Origin of the sequence: Porifericola rhodea, assembly GCF_030506305.1 — a bacterium.
Classification (GTDB): Bacteria; Bacteroidota; Bacteroidia; order Cytophagales; family Cyclobacteriaceae; genus Catalinimonas; species Catalinimonas rhodea.
This window is the reverse complement of sequence record NZ_CP119421.1, coordinates 2,571,524-2,589,757: the sequence shown is the minus strand read 5'-3', so window position 1 is coordinate 2,589,757 and position 18,234 is coordinate 2,571,524. Positions and strand designations below refer to the sequence as shown.

Genomic DNA, 18,234 nt, shown 5'->3' with positions numbered 1-18,234 from the left:
TCACCAGTGGACTTGTCTATAGCTCAATGGCTTACCTGCAAAGTCAATATAGAGCTTCTCTCCAGGATGATGGTGTAGCACTGCGGATGGTCTGCGGGCTATCTGTAACTGATGGAGATGAAAACAAAATTGAGAATAACTATAGCTATCTGGATTACCCTGTCTATATTCTTCCCAAAGTAGTTTTTTATTGACCCCACGTTCTTTTAACTCATTAAAGTAGTAGTCAAGTCTGGCCTTCAGATCCTCATAACGGTCGTCTTTGTAGGCAGGGTTTCCCGGATGAAATTTTGCCTCCAGTACCGGATGCTCCATTCTGAACAGCTCTTCTATTGTGTAGCCTTTGCCATCTTTGATGGTAGTCAGGCTTTTGAGTTTCTCCAGGTATACTTTAACGGTGTTCTTGCTGATGCCTAGTGTGCGGGCAATGGTCTTACGCCCTTTGCCTTGCTGATGTAGAAGTATGAGTTGTTTGATCGTGCTCATAGATTTTGGTTTACCTGCCATAAGGGTCTTTTTAGCGATAGTTGATGATCGCTAAAGAACCAAAACCTTAAGTTTTGAGGGGTCAACTTCCTCCGGAATCATACCCTCAAGGGGTCAATTTGCTCCGGTACAAGTCAACGTCAATATATTTAGAGGGGGCAGTATCTGCCGGATTGGCATGCGTTTCAAGCTCAAAAAGAGCATTGAGTATCTAAATTTTCTGCCGGATTTGAGGGGTCAATATACTCCGGTTTATCCATGTAAGCAGCCACTACGCAATCTTTTTGCGTAGTAGAAAAAAATTTCACTTTTTTGATAAAATTTTTGCTTATGCCTGTTAACAGAAACGCACTGATTCGCTATAAAACTATTGACCAATGTATGCGCAACCGCTTTCGTAAGTGGACACTGGAAGATCTGGTAGAAGCCTGTTCCAAGGCCCTATACGAATATGAGGGTATTGAGAAAGGCGTAAGTACCAGAACGGTGCAGTTGGACCTGCAAATGATGCGGAGTGAAAAGCTAGGGTATAACGCACCTATCGTTGTAACTGAGCGGAAGTACTATACTTATGAAGATCCAGATTACTCTATCACCAATATTCCTCTCAACGATAAGGATTTAAACAAGCTTACCGAAGTCATTGAAATTCTAAAACAGTTTAAGGGGTTTAGCCATTTCCATGATTTATCAGGTATGGTGCAAAAACTTGAAGACAAAGTCTATACAGAGAAAACCAAGCAGGAGTCGGTCATCCAGTTTGAGACCAATGAAAATGTAAAGGGTCTGGAATTCATAGACGATTTATACCAGGCCATCATTCAGAAAAAAGCGATTCGTCTCACCTATCAGTCATTCAAAGCCCGTAATCCTCAGACCTTTGATTTTCACGCACAGCTTTTAAAAGAATTTCGTAACCGCTGGTTTGTACTGGGCTTTAAAGGGAAAAGGCAATTACCTTTATTATTAGCCCTGGATAGGGTAATTGACATCACTCCCTGCGATTCTCCATACATCCTCAATACTCAACATGACTTACTAACCTATTTTAAAGATGTGGTAGGTGTGAGTGTAGAAATAAACGGCAGTACTGAACATGTTGAAATCTTCGTAGAACAGAAGCACTTGCCCTATGTATTGACAAAGCCTATTCATCATTCTCAGCAACTCAAACAGAACCTCCCCGGAGGAGGCATCATTACTCTGGACGTGCAACTGAATTTTGAGTTAGAAAAAGAGTTATTAGGCTATGGTGAAACCATCAAAATATTAAACCCTCCCCGACTGTTTCGTAGTCTTAAAAAAAGAGTAGCCATGGCTCACCAATTGTACACCTATGACCTTCATCCCATAGTAGCTAAAGAAACCATTAAAAAAGTTGACCGCAGGGGTACTGCTGTACTGGATGGTATCTACACTACAAAAGAAGTAGAGCAAATGTGCCGGATATTAGATAGTTACAAAGCCAGTGTGGATGGACAAAACAGCACTGAAGTTTTCGCCATCAGAAAGTTGCTGCAAGAACTTCCTGAATTGAAGGAACATATTTTCAACCTTAAGCTACATACCCTCATCAAAGAAGGTATGGGAGAAGACTATTTCCTCTGCAAAGCCATCTATTTTGACAAACCCTCTACTTCCAATTGGTACGTGTCTTGGCATCAGGATGTCCCCATCAATGTTCAAGAGAAAATAGAAACCGAAGGATACTCAGGGTGGACCAGCAAGAAGGGAGTGATTAGTGTCAGGCCACCGATAGATATTTTGAAGAACATGTATACCATCCGCATTCATTTGGATAAAGCTACCAGTGAGAACGGCGCACTTTACGTTTACCCAAAGTCTCATTTTGGCATTTGGGATCATCAGCAAATTGAACAATTTCGTCAAACCAAAACTCCAACATGTTGTGAAGTAGAAGCAGGAGGAATCCATCTTATGAAACCCCTTACCCTACATGCCTCCCAAAAAACCACCAATGCCCAATCCAGAAGAGTCATCCATCTGGAATTTGCTTCTAGTAAGTTACCCAATGGTTTGGAGTGGGGGGAGAAATTCTAATATATTTTTTATTCCTTCTTTTTATAAACAGTCTCAGCAATGAAAATCGGCAAATCAGCATTACTGTCCTCAGTACCGTATACCGTTATTTTAAAGGCTTGATAGCCATTCTCAAAATTTTCAAATAGTTTATCTGCCTCATTAGGAATACCCTCATTCAGTTCAATTTGTTGGACTGGTATCGTTGGCAGTTCGTTCTTATTAGTGTCAGTTAAATTATCTATTAAGTATTTCGCAGTTGTTTTATATGGTAAAGAAGGTTTAGATAATACTTCTTTAAATACAGCTATATCAAACAGTTCGTCTTTGCCGATGTACAGTGGTGTGTATAAGCGGATAGAGGGTCTCATCCATGCTGCTGGCTGCACTGATGCTGTTCTATAATGAAAGTTTGAATTATCTATCCCTTCTTCATTTCTTGTGACATAAACTTCAGGCAACACTGAAACAATACTCTTGGATTTTTCAAAGATGTTAGCACCTTCAAATCTTAAGTTCTCAATGTTAAACTGGTTGTTGGCGCCATTCATCACTACAGTTAATACTTGGCTATCAGCTTTTTCTAACTCCCATCCACTATTATTCTTACTAAACTTAAACCAATGATCCTGCTCTTGTTCTTTGTCTACTTTAAAACTAGCAGACTTATCTCTTTGAAGAATACTTTCAAGGTCATCAATAAATACTTTCTTGTCAAAACTTGTACCTTCATTTGTTTCTGTTAGTTTACTACCCCAGTATGCTATGAACCCTTCAAATGAAGTTCTTGTAACCTCTTTGTAAATTCCTGAACTTTTTGTGTGAATATTAACATAAAGCTTGTCGCCATCTGTGTAACCGTTATCTTTCACTCCAAAACAGAAATTCCACTTACCCACTTCACTAGACCATTTGCTTTCTATACTAGACTGTTCATTCGATTCAGAGCCTTTACACTTATCAAACACTAGTTCGGGCTGAGGTGGATACTCGCGAACGATAGAAGGGAACTCCTTTATTTCATATTTGTTTTCAATGACGAAAGGGGATAACAGTTGAATCCAGCTTGACTCAACAATCTCAGTGCCGTCACTATCAGCAATATCATATTCTATATGTGTAAATTTGGGCTGAAAAGTGAAGTTATGGAAATTAGATTTTAATACTTCAATATTATTCTCTTTATTATCAAATAATATGGTCCAGGTTGGTTTGATAGGTTCTGACTCTTTATTTTTATAATACAACTTAGATGAAACCAAGTTATAGTTATCTTTATTACTCTCGAGTGAAACTAATAACCGATGTTCTTTTAGTTTTGATTGAGCAGGAAGTTCTAAAGAAACAATGCCGTCGTAGTTATAGAAATTAATTAATCTCTCAGACAATAGATCATCAAATTCTTTGATATTCTTGGATTCTTTTCTACCAATATATTCTACCTTTTGGGAGAGTTCATTTCTAGATTTTGCCAGGCTCTTCTTAGCGCTAATCAGCTTAGTCAAGTAATTGGATTCAGATTGTCCATCTCCTATAAGCTCTAGCAGTTCATTGATATTTCTCGCGTCAAGCAAATCATCAATTTTGTTTAAAATCGCTTTTAATCCGCTGTCCAGATCGAAGTCGCTGATACGCTTAGTATTACCGTCCTGACTTGTGTACTCGCCCGACCACAATTTGTTGCTAAAAGGTGTAATACCATAGAAGTGCGTTTTCTTATCAAATGAGGTTTCAGGAAATACGCCCTTTAGAACTTGGTTATTTATCAAATACACAAGCTTACCGCTTTTTCTATCAGAGCCGATACCTAGTTGAAAATTGGAATTAATATCTTGTAAATATTCCTCTATATGCTGAATTTGACTAATCTCCTTTATCTTACCGCTTTCTTTCACTTTCACCTTGCCTTCTAATAATATTGGAGAGGATGTTGTTTTAAAAGCCATTCCGTCAATTACTAAACCATCAGTATCTTGTGGATTAACAAAATATTCATCATCTACTTTCCTACTACAAACAATTGTGGGATTGATTGCTGTTTTAAAATCTTCTAGCTCTATAGCGTAATCAACAGACACAGGTTCGTATCCACTAATATCAGAAGCTAGTATTTTATTTATTAATACCTTAATGCCATCAATCTCCTCCTCATCAAAAATTACCAATTTGCTATTTTGACTTTGACTACCAGTGGGAGGTAGTTCAATGGACATTTGATAGTGATCGTCGCTCAATTGGGCGCGTATTGTTCTAAGCTGTTCTTTTACCCCTTCTTGGTCTTTAATCTTTTCATACTCCTCATTATCAATACTAATATACAGCTTCCACTTAGCTTTGTTGTCTTCAATTTCTACCAGTTCCGTAGTATATTTTATTATTGGCCATGCACTGATTGGGATTATTTTATCAAAATACTTATGGGTATAAGTTATTGGTGATTCACCTACAAATAGGTTTTCTATAGCTCTGAAACCGTATATATCTCTCAACCCAAATGTAAATGTATACTTTTTACCAACACTACTGTACCTATTTCCACTAGAAATATCTTTATCAAGTGGTGATACATGTTTATAGGTAAGTTTGTTCACTGCTACCTCTCTTTCAGTCTCACTACTAGGCATGATTGGCAAAACCTGATCTTTGGATAAGGTGGTTTGGCCATCTTTTTTAATCTGGTATTCTAATGGGGTAAAGAGTTGACTGGCACCATTAAGTGATTCTAGTTCTCGTTTAATTTCAAAACTTATACAGTGGGCAGGAACTTTTGTATGATATTCTTTAAGTGATTTACTGTCTTTCTGTAGGTCGCAAAGTATTAAGGCCTGCTCATTATTGTCTAATGCCGAGAAAAGATCGTTGCTGTCTTTTATCTTCAAACAGTTACAAAAATGAGGATAGCTTTGCTCAGGAATCTCGACTGAGAGAATCAAACTGAAATTCGCGCTATTGTTTTTTGATTCAGCTGATTTCGAGGGTATAACAGAACCATCTGGAATAATAAAATAGTACCCACCATTATTGGTGGTGAGTCCTTCCCATACCAATCTAATGAAATTAGTGGTTTCGTTAGACTTCGCAATATAGACATCCTCTAAAGACTCTGATTTAGCTTTAAATAATTCATCTATAATTATCGGAGGATAGGTTCGTGGACTTAGGTTTGTTTTTACTATGGTTACCCTTTCGCAATTAGCTGGATCTTCTGTACAGTCTTCTTCCAAATTGATCAAGGTTGTCTTACCTTCGTCTTTATCGTCTTTAACATATAAACTAATGCTCAATTCCTCAATACTTGCTATGGCTTCTTTAAGTTGGGTCATTAAGTTTAGGTCTTCTACATATACACCACTTATTTCTAAGACGTTTTTATCATTAGTTTCCTCACCACTTGCTTTTTTATCAGTATATGGCCGGACCTGCATTTCAATATTAGTACATACCTTGACATTCTCTACTTGAGTTAGCTTCTCACAATCGATATTTGCTAAATCATCTTTTGGCTTAACCCTTTTAACTTTTGATGATAATGTACCGTCTTCAAATAGTTTTTGTAATCTCAAAGGAATTTCAAAGAACTTGGTAGTACCTTCTGTAGTTACGAGTTTACTGTTACCGATTGGCAGGGTCAGATCAGCTAATTCATAAGGTTTACAAAATATCTGTGTGTTTACCTCAAGAGAGAATTCTTTAATTATTCTGGAAAACAATTCTTCGTCCGTAATTTTATGGGCAAACTCCTTAAATCCGGTTATGTCAATAACGTCATTGGAATTTGCAAACAGTTCTTTTGTGACGTCTATAGGTTCATTTCTATTGTTTAATTCTTCAAAGACTACACTTACATCTGTTGCATCAGGGTTGAAAATAAAGTCTTGGTCATTGTCAGCCGCGATAATTTCGGAATAAGCTAATGTTTCATTTGACCAATTATCTTTTGGTAAGCGGAGGCCATTGTTATAGAAATAGTTTACCTGACCAATAACCTCGTCTAAGAAGTCGTTTACATCTAATTCATATTCTACTAAAGCTTCTCCTGTCTCCGGATAGCGATAAAGCAGTTTGTAATCCACTTCTTTCCCATCGCTGTCAGTTATAGTTTTTATACTGACAAACGGATTTGTTGCTTTATCATACTCATCTTCAGCGTCTGCATATTTCTCCCTGTATTTGTCAAAATATTCATTGTACCCCTTTTCCAGCGTAATCAGACCAATTAGCTTGAAGTATTCCTGAAGTATAAAATCATCAATTAAGTCTTTGTCTTCTTCGTTGAAATTATTTTTGTAGGATTTACCCTCTAGAAATTGGGTTCTGTATTTATCAAAATAATCATCCAAATGTTGGATATAATCTTGCCCATAATCAATCTTTTCAAAGGTATTTGAAACCTCCCCAAACAATGATCCGGAAAATTTTATCTTAAAGCCATCATTCCATACGTATTCACCCTTGTATTTATCAACTATTTTTATTCTAGATGGCATTGGCATAGGTATAGGACGGAAAGAGCATTTCTCAGGTTTTTCGTCACACAATTCATCTCTATGAACACCTGCAAATACTTCATATTCTTCGCCACTTAGACCATAAACTTCTTGAATGTGATCTTTGTCTGACTCTAAATCATAATTAATAAAATAAGTTGGAATAAACGATGATAGATCTATTTCTACTTCATTTCCATTTTCGTCCTCAGTAAAATCTTCTCGTAATTTTTTATAGGTTTTATTATCTGCTTCTATAAAAGCTTCAAACAGAGGGCGGATAATATTGTTCTTAAGTATATTGTTTTGGCTAAAGGTAGCTTTATAGTCATTTGCTTCGTATCCAAAAAGGTTAATACAGAAATTAAAGAGTAGTTTGTTGCTATCTTTACTTTTGGTTAGAGTCGGAGCAAAAATAATAGGAACAGCACCAAAGTTCACTTTTATAGACGAAGGCAACGCCAGCTTAGCTAAGTTGTTTTGCTCCAGCCTTTTCTCGTTTCCTTTACCACTACCACCAATGGTGTATTGGAAGCGAAGTTGGGTACGGAAACTAAACGTAATTCTAATGCAAATCCTCTTTCTGAAGATTTTGAAACATGTAATGGTAACCCTAATTCTAACCCTCACCTCTCCTTCAATGTATAAAGGAACCGGCTTTAAATTACCATCAATCAGTGCCAAAAATATTCCAACCTCTACTCTAAGGATTATGTGTACCGCTGCTTTTACAATTCTAAAATCTACGTAGCCAACTACTTCGGCTATTGCACCAACTCTACCCCGCAGGGCAAAATGATCAGGAAAGAATTTACCCGCACCGCGATCGCCTTTATCAAAGGCAAAAGCCCCTTCTAACGTACCATATACGCTGATTGAAGCCCCTACAAATAGAATGCCCATCTGTAGATACTTACCCAAACCTACTCTAAAAGCAAATCCTGCCTGAATAATATTAGTATCACCGAGTTGGCTAGCGTATTTGCCGAATAAGGACATTTCTGCCGAGCGTATTTTAGCCAGATAAAAGCCCGCCCAACCTACTAGAGGTGGAATAGTATCTAATTGTAAAAAACCAGAACGGGACCAATCGTTTGAGGTAGCTGGAAAACCAATATTCAGATTCCAATCGCCTTGGGTAGAAAGACTAAAACCAATGTTAGGTAAAGTGTAGTATCCTGAACCAAGTGGCCGGGTTCGAATATTATCTGGCAGAATTATTTCGGTTGACCATAACCCTTGGTTATCCGATAGTTTTTGGTAAAGTACATCTATTTCCAGACCCGTTTTCTTTAGACCTACCCGTATTCCGTACAAGCTAGGGTCATTGAAAATAAATTGAAAGTCAATAGTATCCTCCCAACTGCTACCCAATGCTCCAAATACCGACTCAGATGCAATTAGCCAATTACGGTCAGGCATGTAGAATTTCTCCACAGGCCTTCCCTGACCATTCTCACAAGGGTCTAATTCTTCGTCGAAAACTTTTTTAACTTTTACAATAGCATCCTCAACATTTTTCAGATCATTATTTTCAATACCCACTCTTTGGCCTATGCCTAATGCCAAGAAATCAGGTAGTTTACCATCTTTTTTAGTTACGTTTAAAAACCATGCAATTTTACTCCCCTTCTTAGCATTAGCAAAAATGATCCCATCAAACTTATATTCTTCTGGATCGGGAAATGTTTTGCCAAGAACAGCTAGGCTTATCCCTATAAGTCTCAAAAAGAAAGTTCTTTGCTTCTTACCATCATCAATTTCACCGTTTTCAAAAGAACAAATATTTATTTGTTCAATATCTATTTTTAGTGCCCCAAATAAGTTTATGCTCAGACCTTTTGATCCTGAGTCTGCCAATTTAAAACCTATTGCAAATCCACCCTTGCGGGTCCAGCCAATTAATAGCTGACCTTTCAAAGCCTTTAAAGCATCTAAGTTTCCTAGGGTTCCCAGATCAAAGTCAAATATTAGGCTAAATAATTTAGCTTTGGTATTATATTGAATATCTGGAACTCCAACTTCAGGAAGCGTAAAATAATCGTAGTTTATGCTGACTTCGTCTTTGCTTTTTCTAGTTAGTTCGAAGACTTTAAAGTGGCTAAATTTAATAGGAAAACTACTTAAAAAACCATTTCCATCAGGTTTTATATCTGGAAATAAAGCAAGCTTAGATAAGTCAAATTCAATATCAGGAATATTGATGGGACCAATCTTGAATTTCAGTCCAATATTCTCAAAGTCTAATTTCTTAAAAGAAAAAAGATCCGGAAATTTCCAAAAATCTTCGCCTGCCTCAACAGTAGCACTAATATCAAAGCGGTATTCAGGATCGTTATAAGTGAATCCAATTTTACTAACTATTATTTTTTTTATAACATTGTTTTGAAATTCTACATGACTATTAAGGGTAGCACTAAACGTCAATTTTTTCTGGCCATCGGGTTTCTGATAGCTACCCTTTAAAAGCACTAGATTTTTTTTAGTAGCGTCACAATGATCACAATCATCTCCAAAGCTAAGAGGTAGCTCTTTAAATTTAACTTTATTATCAAATAATTTCGGGATTTGCAAGAAAGCATAAGCTTCAAGCCCTCCTTCCATTATCTTTGAATCAGTAAACTTTACCTTTAGCTTAGCTAAGATAAAACGCCAGGGATCTGATTCGGAAGGGTTATCAGTAAAATGCTTAGATATTTTTTTGTAATCGTTGGTGTTTCGAAGAGGGTTGTAGTCTATTAATCCATAAAACGAAGTTGACCTAATGTCAACTTTACCATTTACAATCTCCGTTTTGTTGGCTGGAAAGGCAACGTACTGAAATTTGAGTTTGGTTTCAATTTTAACCTTATCTCCCGAATCTTCATCACTTATCTTTTGAGAAGAGGCTATTCCGGTAACTATATCAGGTAGATCTTTAGAGTCGCTAATTGGAATATCCAGAATAAGGATGCCATTCCAATTTTCATCCATTATTTTATTAAAGTAATCGTCTTTAATCTTCTCTTTACTTAGATAATTATTAATATTATCTTTTACATCACTTAGCTGGGTTCTTAACTTTTCACCATAGTTGGTCCAACTCTTCGTATCACCCAGCAACTCTTTAACTGTTTTATTGTGAAACTTGAAGATGATAATTGTCGATTCATTAATAAAATTTATACCCCCGCTTCCGTTGTAAGAAGTATTAAGACTAAGAACAAATCTTTCCGAAGATATTTCGGTTTTATTTACTGCAAATTTTACATCTAGCTTTACTAGCGGAACATCATCTTTATAAGTCTTAAAAAGGCTAGGGGTAAGCACAAAAAAACTCTGCTCTTTGGTGAGGGAGAGATCAAAATCTGGATCGAAGTCAGAAATTGAAAATTGAAAACTATTTTTGTTATTATTATTAATAAAGTCGTAGCGATTTCCAGTTTTTTTAAACCCCTGAGGGGTGATATGGTCAAAATCCTCTAATGATTTGTAAAAAGCTTCGGACTTTCGCTTCTCAACTGCTTTATCTAATCTAATTTTTGAGAATACTTTTTCTAATTCGACTAATGCCGGGTTGTCTTTAAATGATAGTGTAGGAATAATGGGAATAGCTACTTCTTGTTGGATGGTTCCTTGAGAAATAGCAGCATACGAAGAGTTTGGGATATTTTTGAAGAGGGGATTTTTCTCCGAATCTAAGAAATAATTCTCTCCATCCTCCTCACCTGATGCAATACTTAGGACAGAGGTTAGAGAGTTGTCATTATCTATCGTTATTTTCTGCTCTGTTCCTTCATTGCTGATACGGACGTTGGTGTACTCTATAAATTTTAACTTAGTCTTTTTAATACTTTCTGTGCCAGAGTTTCCAATTAGCAATTGGCTTCCTTCATTTTCTAAGTTAAGATTAAGAGATTCTTCGGGTCTGGGAATAAATGAGAAGGCTCGAGCGATTTTGTTCGAGGGAATAGGATTTATATAGGCTAGTCTGCTGACAATACTTTCTTCCTTCGGAACAATAAAATTCTGTCCTTTTTCATTAATTAAGGTTGTTTTAACATCGTCATCGGCAAACAGTTCGATGTATGAATGAAACTCTTCTTTTACATTGTCATAATCAATTACTGGGTATAAAAGTGCAATCTGTGTGAAGTTTTGACTGAATGATGTATCATCAAAATACTTATAGCTAATAAGGGATTGATTATTCTCCTCTTGAATTAAAAACGAAGAGTCAGGTTGAATTGAGTTTTTATCCTTTTTTATAATTTTAAAACATATCGACCCAACGTTGTTCTTACTAGCTCTGGATTCTTTATTAAATAACTTTTTTTGATGAATTAAGGGAATAAGGAAGCTGTCATATTCATTCTCCTGCTTATTATTTGCAATTATTCTGTGAGTTTCTCTATCATCAACCTCGAATATTAAAGAATAATCTTCTTCTACAAATTTTATTGTTGCTTCATATGGTTGACCTACTGGATTGCTATTATCAAGATAGATTCTCTCATTATCATTTTTGCCGAATTTAACAGAATACTGAGAAGCTTTATTAATTGAATTAACGTCGATTCCTGGTACGGAGTTAATGTCTGTCTCAACTAGGCTATCTATCCAAATAATTTTTCTTCCTGATTGGACTTTTGAATCCAGATTTTTTGTAAGATTATCAGTAATGATAAATTCGGCAGATTGGTAAAAAGCTAAAACAAAATTAAAATTATACTCAATGAAAGCCTTATTAAAAGCAAACTCTGAATTAGTAGTATCTAAAGAATACACAAAAAGCTTTGATTCTTTTGATAAGTAATAGTTTTTATGTGTTGGGTGCTGGTTTAGTATCATTCTTTAAAATTTGATTTTATCACCTGGCAGTAATATTAGATTAATTAAATTCCCATCTTCTACTTTTTTGTATTTCTCTTGGTGAAGTCGGGTTATTGAAAAAGTCGAGGGAATTGAATGACTTAATACTATTTGATTAAGATTGGTATTCATTGGAATATGTATTAAGTTTTCATTTAGATAAACACTTATAAGTGGTACTATTACATTTCTATATCCAAATGAAGACACATAATCTACGCTTCTAAAATTTAAATCTCTATTTGGTTTAATTGCACCTGCTAAATCAGAAAAATGCCATAACTGAGCATTACACTTAATAATATCTTCTTCACTACCGTCACATCCGAAGTTATTTGATTTGAGATTATTTCCTTTTAGACTTCTCTGATACAGGAATATATAAGGAATCTTTCTTAACGTTTCTGAAAGCTGTATATCTTCAGATGAAGCCTGAAGAACAAAGTTTCCGCTAATAGTATTATCTGGCAACGTGTTTGAACTTAAATCATGAAATGAATTTTGAATAAATAGCCCATGCTTGTCTCTATTAACTTGAAGAATATTTGTTCCAATTAATCTATACTGCCAATTATTGATTGATTCATTTTCCGAATAAAGTTCATTTGCGAGCTTTTGAATCAAATCAAATTCTTTATTTAACATCGCATATTCTTCTGATTTTAATGCTTTTTCGATTTCTTCTTTTGTTGCTTTTGTTTTTGTTAGGATTTCCTCTCTTTCTCTCTTTTCATTTACGATATCACTAAATATTAATGCATTATCTGCAATTATCTTAGTCAGATTATGTTCCTTTCTAACCATTCCAACAGCATCTACTTTTAACTTTATCTTTGGGCTAACTAAGGTGAAAGATTTTTCGCCATCTATCCAACATCCATATCGAGCTAAGGATGCTGATTGTGGTATAGGTATTAGTTCAAATATCTTTTCCACAATGCTTTGAGAAATACTAGGTGGCCATTTTTTATTATCTCGATCAGCGTCTTCTCTACTTGAGAACTCAGCTAACAACTCAAAGGCTAGCGTATAAAAATCGCCGTCAATTTCATCTTCTGTACCCTCCAAAATTTTCTCATAGTCTATCTGCAATAAAAACTCGTTGCCATCCTTACTATACTTACCAATAGCAAAATCTCCCACCGAAAAAGAAGTTATTTCTCCAGGGCAGTTCACTTCTCTTTTCTTAATCTTCTTTTTGATTTTACGGGTTCTTCTTTTAATAGGAACCTCTTTGTTAATTTTTCCTTCTTCATCACAGTCAAAACACTCAACATCAAAACAGTATTCATTCATTCCCAACGCTTTTGATGTGTGGGTAGCAGCATCAACAGCTTGTATAACATCAAAATAACTCCTTTCAGCATTCCACTTGAGATTCTTCAAGTAGACATAATGGTACCTATCGTTTCCAAGGCTGCCTTCTTCGTAACTTAAATCACTTTTTGGAGGAATGATAAATTCTCCTTTTCCATCACGTACCTGCTTTATTCTATAAGTGCTGTTACACCTTGCAAAAAGGAGGCAAATTAATACTAATAGAAGTAGTCTTTTGTTCATTACAGATTAGGGTGGTAAATGATTGTTATGAGCTTAGAAGGTTTCTTTCAGCCTTAACTGCATCAGGTAGCTATATCTTCTCTGGTGTTCCATAATAGTTTATCTCGTACCATACATAGCCTTGGGGACAAGTTTCCTGTTGGACGTAGCTGTCTCCTACTTGTACTTTGTACTTCCATTTTCGCTCTCTGCCGCATTGGCTACCCACTTTGTCCTCCCAAAACCAATACTCTTCACCATCAATTTTCTTTCTTTCAAAATGATTTCCACTAGTCTGAGCCATATTTCTCTTAGTAATAGATAACAATCTAATAATCGCTTAGTATAGCAACCTAAAGCCAGAAATTCTTATTTTAAGATACATTATGAAGCTCGGTCAAGAATTTAATCTTCATCGAAAATCTCATCTGTATCTCCTCCATAATTACCATCTCCTTCATTTAATATTGTAGCTTTATGAGGCGGGTAAGCTTGTTCTAGTTTCTCTTTATCCTTCTGCAATTGCTTAGTTTCACTTTTATGTCTTTCTGGCCCTCTTTTGATGTTTAATACGGAACCGCCTGTTGTTAATACTGCTCTCTTTTTGTCTGGCATAGCTTAAAGGTTTAGTTGGTTGTGTAAAAAAGAGTTAAATCAATTTTTTTTTCGTATGCTAAGTATTTTTTTAGCTATTAACCGTTAAGTGAAGATGGTTTAAGTGGTTTTGATGTTGCCCTAAAGATCCATTATTGGCTACACATTGGTTCACTTCACAAATCTGCCAAGGTCCCAGAAATTGGTTAATATCTGACTTTCCTGAATTTTTCCACCAGTTAGTTAGGCTTTTTGCAAGGTCTGGTTCAGGCGTGTTATCCCCCTGGTTTCTATTGAATACAACCCGGTCATTTGACCTTTCCATAATAGTGATATCAATACCTCTACCCGAAGAGTGAGGTACTCCTTGAGGCCGCCAAATTCCAGAGAAAGTGATATGAGAAATCTTTTCTTCATTTACAAATCTAGACAACACATTAAAGCTCCGGTCAGTCCATTTATTTAAGACCTCTCTAAAATTGGAATGGCCTGCTCCCCTAGCACTTTCCCAGCAGTTGGCTGGAAAAGCTAAACTACAGTTAACTCCACCAACTTCTAATCTGCTGCTATATTCATTATTACCGTTGTCCTGTAAATTGTCATTTATCTGAGTTCGGGCATCCTGAGCTAGTAAATACTTTAATGGACTCAGTTCTGATGCCTCTTTACTAGATGTAGTCGTTATATCAGATGTCTTCGATTTTGGCTCCTTCTGAGGTAGTACCCTTTCTGCTAGCGAGAATAGAACTCTTTTGGCTAGCATACTTACGAATACACAGTAGCCAATAAGTACACCATCCTGATAAGCAGTAGTAGTCTTTAATCCCTTGTCTTCTAAAAATTTTAGACCTAATAACCCTTCACCTAAAACAGCGTTTAAAACAGGAACTAAAAAGGAGACTGCTATACTGATAGCTAAATATCCCAGCAAATTAACCCAAGGATTTTCGATGAGTTCTTCTGCACTAATTCTTTTTTCCTGAATATCGGGTATTGAGACTTTGACAAAGTGTAGAAAGAAATTTGCCAAGCCACCTAATATACCACCAATTACTATCAGTAAAAATATGTAACCCTGCTCCTTGACAAATAAACCATAGGTTACTAAGGTTAATACCAAAATTGATCCTATTACGATCAATAGCGTTCTTATCTTATTATCTTCCATAGTTGACATCCTCTACTTTATTAATTAGACTGGAAGATCATCTGAAAAGGGTTCGGAATAATATTCGTAGTTATCGGCGTTTTTTATCGCTTTTTCCGGTTCATCTTGGGCGAGCTTCCTAGCTTTAGCTTGACCGTACACAATATCATCTATACTTGCTGAAGCATGAGCGTGTTCATGTACCATCGTTCCGGCTTTAGAATCAGTACCAATGGGATCAGCTTTCCAAAACAGGTCGCATAGCCATATTTTGTCACTTCCTTTATACGTGTAGGCGTACGTATTTCGCTTACAGCCTGAACCACTTAATACATAGGTAAAAGCTGTACCTTCCATTCGGTCTTTGATCTTGCTATAGACGTCTTTTACCTTGTTAAACCTGGCGTTATCATACGAACCAAACCACTCCTTATATTTTCTGTCATCTGCCAAACTACTTAAAGACTTTTCTATAAGGAAGAAAGAATCAAAGTGTGCTTTTTTTACTTCGTCTTGTTGTGAGTTATTTCCGCCATCAAAAATTGGATCTTTGGCACCTGCAGTTGATGTTGATACCTTCGATAAACTACGCACACTCTCACCAGAAGTGGCTTTTCTATTTTCACCAGCCTCTACAGTAAAATGTAGTGCGTTGCTTTCAATGCTTTGAATATTTTCTCTAGCACTGCTATTTTCTAAAGTTTTACTATTAAGCTCTTTTGTCTCGATCTGAACGTAGTCAACTATATTCGTAACTAATTTAGCTTCGTACTCTCCTTCCTCACTTACCTGATAGGCTTGCCCAATACTGACCTCTTTACTGACACTACCTCCCCCATTGATGAACACATAATCCTCTGCTGTTGGCTGCCCTCTCTTCGCTAGTGGACCATCATACGGGACTGATTCACCATTTCTTGTCACTTTAAAACAATCACTCCACAACCCCTCGAGAGGCGTATACCAAGTTAACGCATAAACACCCTCGTCATTCGGATTATATAGCTCAAAGTTCAATATAATATCTTGATCAGACTTATAATTTTTATTGGGTAGGCTAATCTTAGCCTTTAGTTTTTCCATGCCATTTTATTTACCAAAAAAGATGAAAATTAACAATGCTCAAAACCAGCAAATAAGAACGGAAAAATCTAGTGACATATCTATACCCATTTATGGGTATTTTCAACACGAATAATTATATATTTTTATTTAATAGTGTAATTGCGGCAATTTGAAATTTGACTTTATTTTAAGAGCTAAATTTTATTTTTTTTTAAAAACAAATTGCTTTCAGCAACCTTAAAGCATTAGTATGAATTAATATTAATGCTTTAAGGTATGTCTGAGATAGAAAAAATAGAACAAACACTGTATAATGAAGTACGCTCTGAACTAAAAAAAAGAGTGAGCAAAGCCAGGAAAAAAATCAAGGAGGAATTCAAGCCAAGGTCTAAGTATTTGAATGAAGATGAACAAAGAAGCCTCGTGAAGGAGATGAAAGATGAGTACTTTTCACCTTATCTCAAATCCTCACAATTCCCTCCTACTGTTATAAAACTAACTCCTACCAATTTCCAATATCAATTGGAGTACTACTCAGAGGAAGGCCTTCTCAATAAATATCATAACCAAGCATTAAAGAAAGAACTAATCAACCGCTTAGCTCACATATTTCATTTTGCTGAAATGCATGAATTTTTTAACAAGTTGAAGTTTGACATAAGTAATAAGAAACCTCCTAAATCAACTGTTAAAAAAACTCAATATAACTTCAGGACCATCCAAAGAAGAAATAATGATAGACTTACTGATTTAACGGCTAAACAATCAGGATTACTAAAGCGGAAATTGCAGGAGAACCGCATTTTTTTAGGAGATGGATATCTAGATAAAGAAGATATTTACAGAATCACCAAGGTCACTACCGGCTATGGTAAAGATTTGGTCAAAGAAGGGTATAATATGAATAATATTGAAGATACTGATAAATTAATTGTAGGAAACAAGCTAAAGAAAATCGGTGACGATCTAATTAAGAGTGTAAAATAGGTCACTACACATGAATTGGGGTCCTCAACTCCCTTGTTCCTCGACCTCCCGGCTGCACCTTTGGGAAAAATAATAATCATTATGAATGATTTTGAAATGTTAATCCAAAGGTATTTACAACAAGCAGTTGCACCTATCATTGAACAATCTGTCAAAAAGGCGATAAGAGAATCCTTGCCCAATCACGCACTTAAAAAGAAAGATGATGATAAGGAATATCTAAACGCAAGCGAATCCGCTGCTTTTATAGGTGATACCATGAGTACTTTTTATAAGAGGATTTTTAATAAGGAGATTCCTCGGTATGGCACCCCTAAAAGGATACTGTGTAAAAAATCAGATTTAGAAGCATTTATTCTCAGAGGAAGAAAAAAGTCAAAAACTGAATTGGAAGAGGAAGCTGAAGAACTTCTTTCAAGAAATAAGAGAAGAAAATAATAAGCTCAAACTTATGTACTACAGCGAAAAAATCACTCCTGGAATCTTGAGAAAAATCCAGGAAGGGGAAGACAACCGTCACTATAAGACCAATGGTAGCAGAATCGTATTTACCAGAAATTGCAAATACTGCGGTGGAGAGTTTTGGCCCAGGCGTAAAAACCATATGTATTGCAGTGCCTCCTGCAAAGTCCAGAAATGCAATGCCAAGAAAAAGTCGAAGGCTTTACCCAAAAGTACTCCTTCTCTAGCAAGCCCTACTCAGCAAACTATTGATCTGAAGGCTGTAGGTGAATCTGCTTTAGGAAGTGCAGCAGTTAGTGGTTTAAAATATCTAGCCCATGACCTTCCCCTCATGAATAAGCTGGATAAAATCATTACCGCAATTGATGGAAAAATCATCGCTAACACTCCCATCTTTACCTCTCCTTTAAATTTTCTAGGTCTTACCGATACTGGAGCAGCCATAGTTGCCCTGTTTGAAAATCCAAAAAACGGTCGCTTGCTTGCCTGTGATTCAAATAACCGTTGGATGAAACAAGTGAGCAAACAGCCTGAGAAATGGGAGTTCATGTAATTGGCTTATCATAGCAAATATTA

General features: G+C 36.1%; 11 protein-coding genes. 4 read left to right on the top strand and 7 right to left on the bottom strand.

Annotated elements, in window-relative coordinates:
- The gene (locus tag PZB74_RS10665; protein ID WP_302242596.1) at positions 1-486 is read right to left on the bottom strand and encodes a helix-turn-helix domain-containing protein; all 486 of its coding nucleotides are present in this window, start codon (positions 484-486) and stop codon (positions 1-3) included.
- A gap of 330 nt (positions 487-816) precedes the next feature.
- Between PZB74_RS10665 and PZB74_RS10660 the strand changes: the two genes are divergently transcribed.
- The gene (locus tag PZB74_RS10660; protein WP_302242595.1) at positions 817-2,547 is read left to right on the top strand and encodes a phytanoyl-CoA dioxygenase family protein; all 1,731 of its coding nucleotides are present in this window, start codon (positions 817-819) and stop codon (positions 2,545-2,547) included.
- 8 nt (positions 2,548-2,555) lie between these two features.
- On the opposite strand, the gene PZB74_RS10655 is transcribed toward PZB74_RS10660, so the two are convergent.
- From PZB74_RS10655 to PZB74_RS10630, 6 genes are all read right to left on the bottom strand, one after another.
- Positions 2,556-11,843: a hypothetical protein gene (locus tag PZB74_RS10655; RefSeq protein WP_302242594.1), complete on the bottom strand. Its 9,288-nt coding sequence runs from the start codon at positions 11,841-11,843 to the stop codon at positions 2,556-2,558.
- A gap of 3 nt (positions 11,844-11,846) precedes the next feature.
- The gene (locus PZB74_RS10650; RefSeq protein ID WP_302242593.1) at positions 11,847-13,424 is read right to left on the bottom strand and encodes a hypothetical protein; all 1,578 of its coding nucleotides are present in this window, start codon (positions 13,422-13,424) and stop codon (positions 11,847-11,849) included.
- A gap of 70 nt (positions 13,425-13,494) precedes the next feature.
- Positions 13,495-13,707, bottom strand: a complete 213-nt coding sequence (locus PZB74_RS10645; protein WP_302242592.1) for a hypothetical protein — start codon at positions 13,705-13,707, stop codon at positions 13,495-13,497.
- A 101-nt stretch (positions 13,708-13,808) separates the two neighbouring features.
- Complete coding sequence (locus PZB74_RS10640; protein ID WP_302242591.1) at positions 13,809-14,018, bottom strand: hypothetical protein; 210 nt, start codon at positions 14,016-14,018, stop codon at positions 13,809-13,811.
- A 70-nt stretch (positions 14,019-14,088) separates the two neighbouring features.
- Complete coding sequence (locus PZB74_RS10635; RefSeq protein ID WP_302242590.1) at positions 14,089-15,165, bottom strand: YEATS-associated helix-containing protein; 1,077 nt, start codon at positions 15,163-15,165, stop codon at positions 14,089-14,091.
- Positions 15,166-15,189: 24 nt separating this feature from the next.
- On the bottom strand, positions 15,190-16,227 hold the full coding sequence (locus PZB74_RS10630) for a M35 family metalloendopeptidase (protein WP_302242589.1): 1,038 nt from the start codon (positions 16,225-16,227) through the stop codon (positions 15,190-15,192).
- Between the two features lie 258 nt (positions 16,228-16,485).
- Here PZB74_RS10630 and PZB74_RS10625 point away from each other — a divergent pair, with 258 nt between their 5' ends.
- The 3 genes from PZB74_RS10625 to PZB74_RS10615 all read left to right on the top strand — a co-directional run bounded on the left by PZB74_RS10625 (position 16,486) and on the right by PZB74_RS10615 (position 18,211).
- Positions 16,486-17,196 carry a hypothetical protein gene (locus PZB74_RS10625; protein WP_302242587.1) on the top strand — a complete coding sequence of 237 codons (711 nt, stop codon included), beginning with the start codon at positions 16,486-16,488 and terminating at the stop codon, positions 17,194-17,196.
- A gap of 81 nt (positions 17,197-17,277) precedes the next feature.
- Positions 17,278-17,634, top strand: coding sequence for a helix-turn-helix domain-containing protein (locus tag PZB74_RS10620; protein ID WP_277476508.1), 357 nt, complete (start codon positions 17,278-17,280; stop codon positions 17,632-17,634).
- 13 nt (positions 17,635-17,647) lie between these two features.
- Positions 17,648-18,211: a hypothetical protein gene (locus tag PZB74_RS10615; RefSeq protein WP_302242586.1), complete on the top strand. Its 564-nt coding sequence runs from the start codon at positions 17,648-17,650 to the stop codon at positions 18,209-18,211.
- Positions 18,212-18,234: the final 23 nt, after the last annotated feature.

Bases quoted from the DNA above. Each gene is read 5' to 3' on its own strand.
- PZB74_RS10665 (WP_302242596.1), bottom strand. From the start codon at position 486: ATGAGCACGATCAAACAACTCATACTTCTACATCAGCAAGGCAAAGGG.
- PZB74_RS10660 (WP_302242595.1), top strand. From the start codon at position 817: ATGCCTGTTAACAGAAACGCACTGATTCGCTATAAAACTATTGACCAA.
- PZB74_RS10655 (WP_302242594.1), bottom strand. From the start codon at position 11,843: ATGATACTAAACCAGCACCCAACACATAAAAACTATTACTTATCAAAA.
- PZB74_RS10650 (WP_302242593.1), bottom strand. From the start codon at position 13,424: ATGAACAAAAGACTACTTCTATTAGTATTAATTTGCCTCCTTTTTGCA.
- PZB74_RS10645 (WP_302242592.1), bottom strand. From the start codon at position 13,707: ATGGCTCAGACTAGTGGAAATCATTTTGAAAGAAAGAAAATTGATGGT.
- PZB74_RS10640 (WP_302242591.1), bottom strand. From the start codon at position 14,018: ATGCCAGACAAAAAGAGAGCAGTATTAACAACAGGCGGTTCCGTATTA.
- PZB74_RS10635 (WP_302242590.1), bottom strand. From the start codon at position 15,165: ATGGAAGATAATAAGATAAGAACGCTATTGATCGTAATAGGATCAATT.
- PZB74_RS10630 (WP_302242589.1), bottom strand. From the start codon at position 16,227: ATGGAAAAACTAAAGGCTAAGATTAGCCTACCCAATAAAAATTATAAG.
- PZB74_RS10625 (WP_302242587.1), top strand. From the start codon at position 16,486: ATGTCTGAGATAGAAAAAATAGAACAAACACTGTATAATGAAGTACGC.
- PZB74_RS10620 (WP_277476508.1), top strand. From the start codon at position 17,278: ATGAATGATTTTGAAATGTTAATCCAAAGGTATTTACAACAAGCAGTT.
- PZB74_RS10615 (WP_302242586.1), top strand. From the start codon at position 17,648: ATGTACTACAGCGAAAAAATCACTCCTGGAATCTTGAGAAAAATCCAG.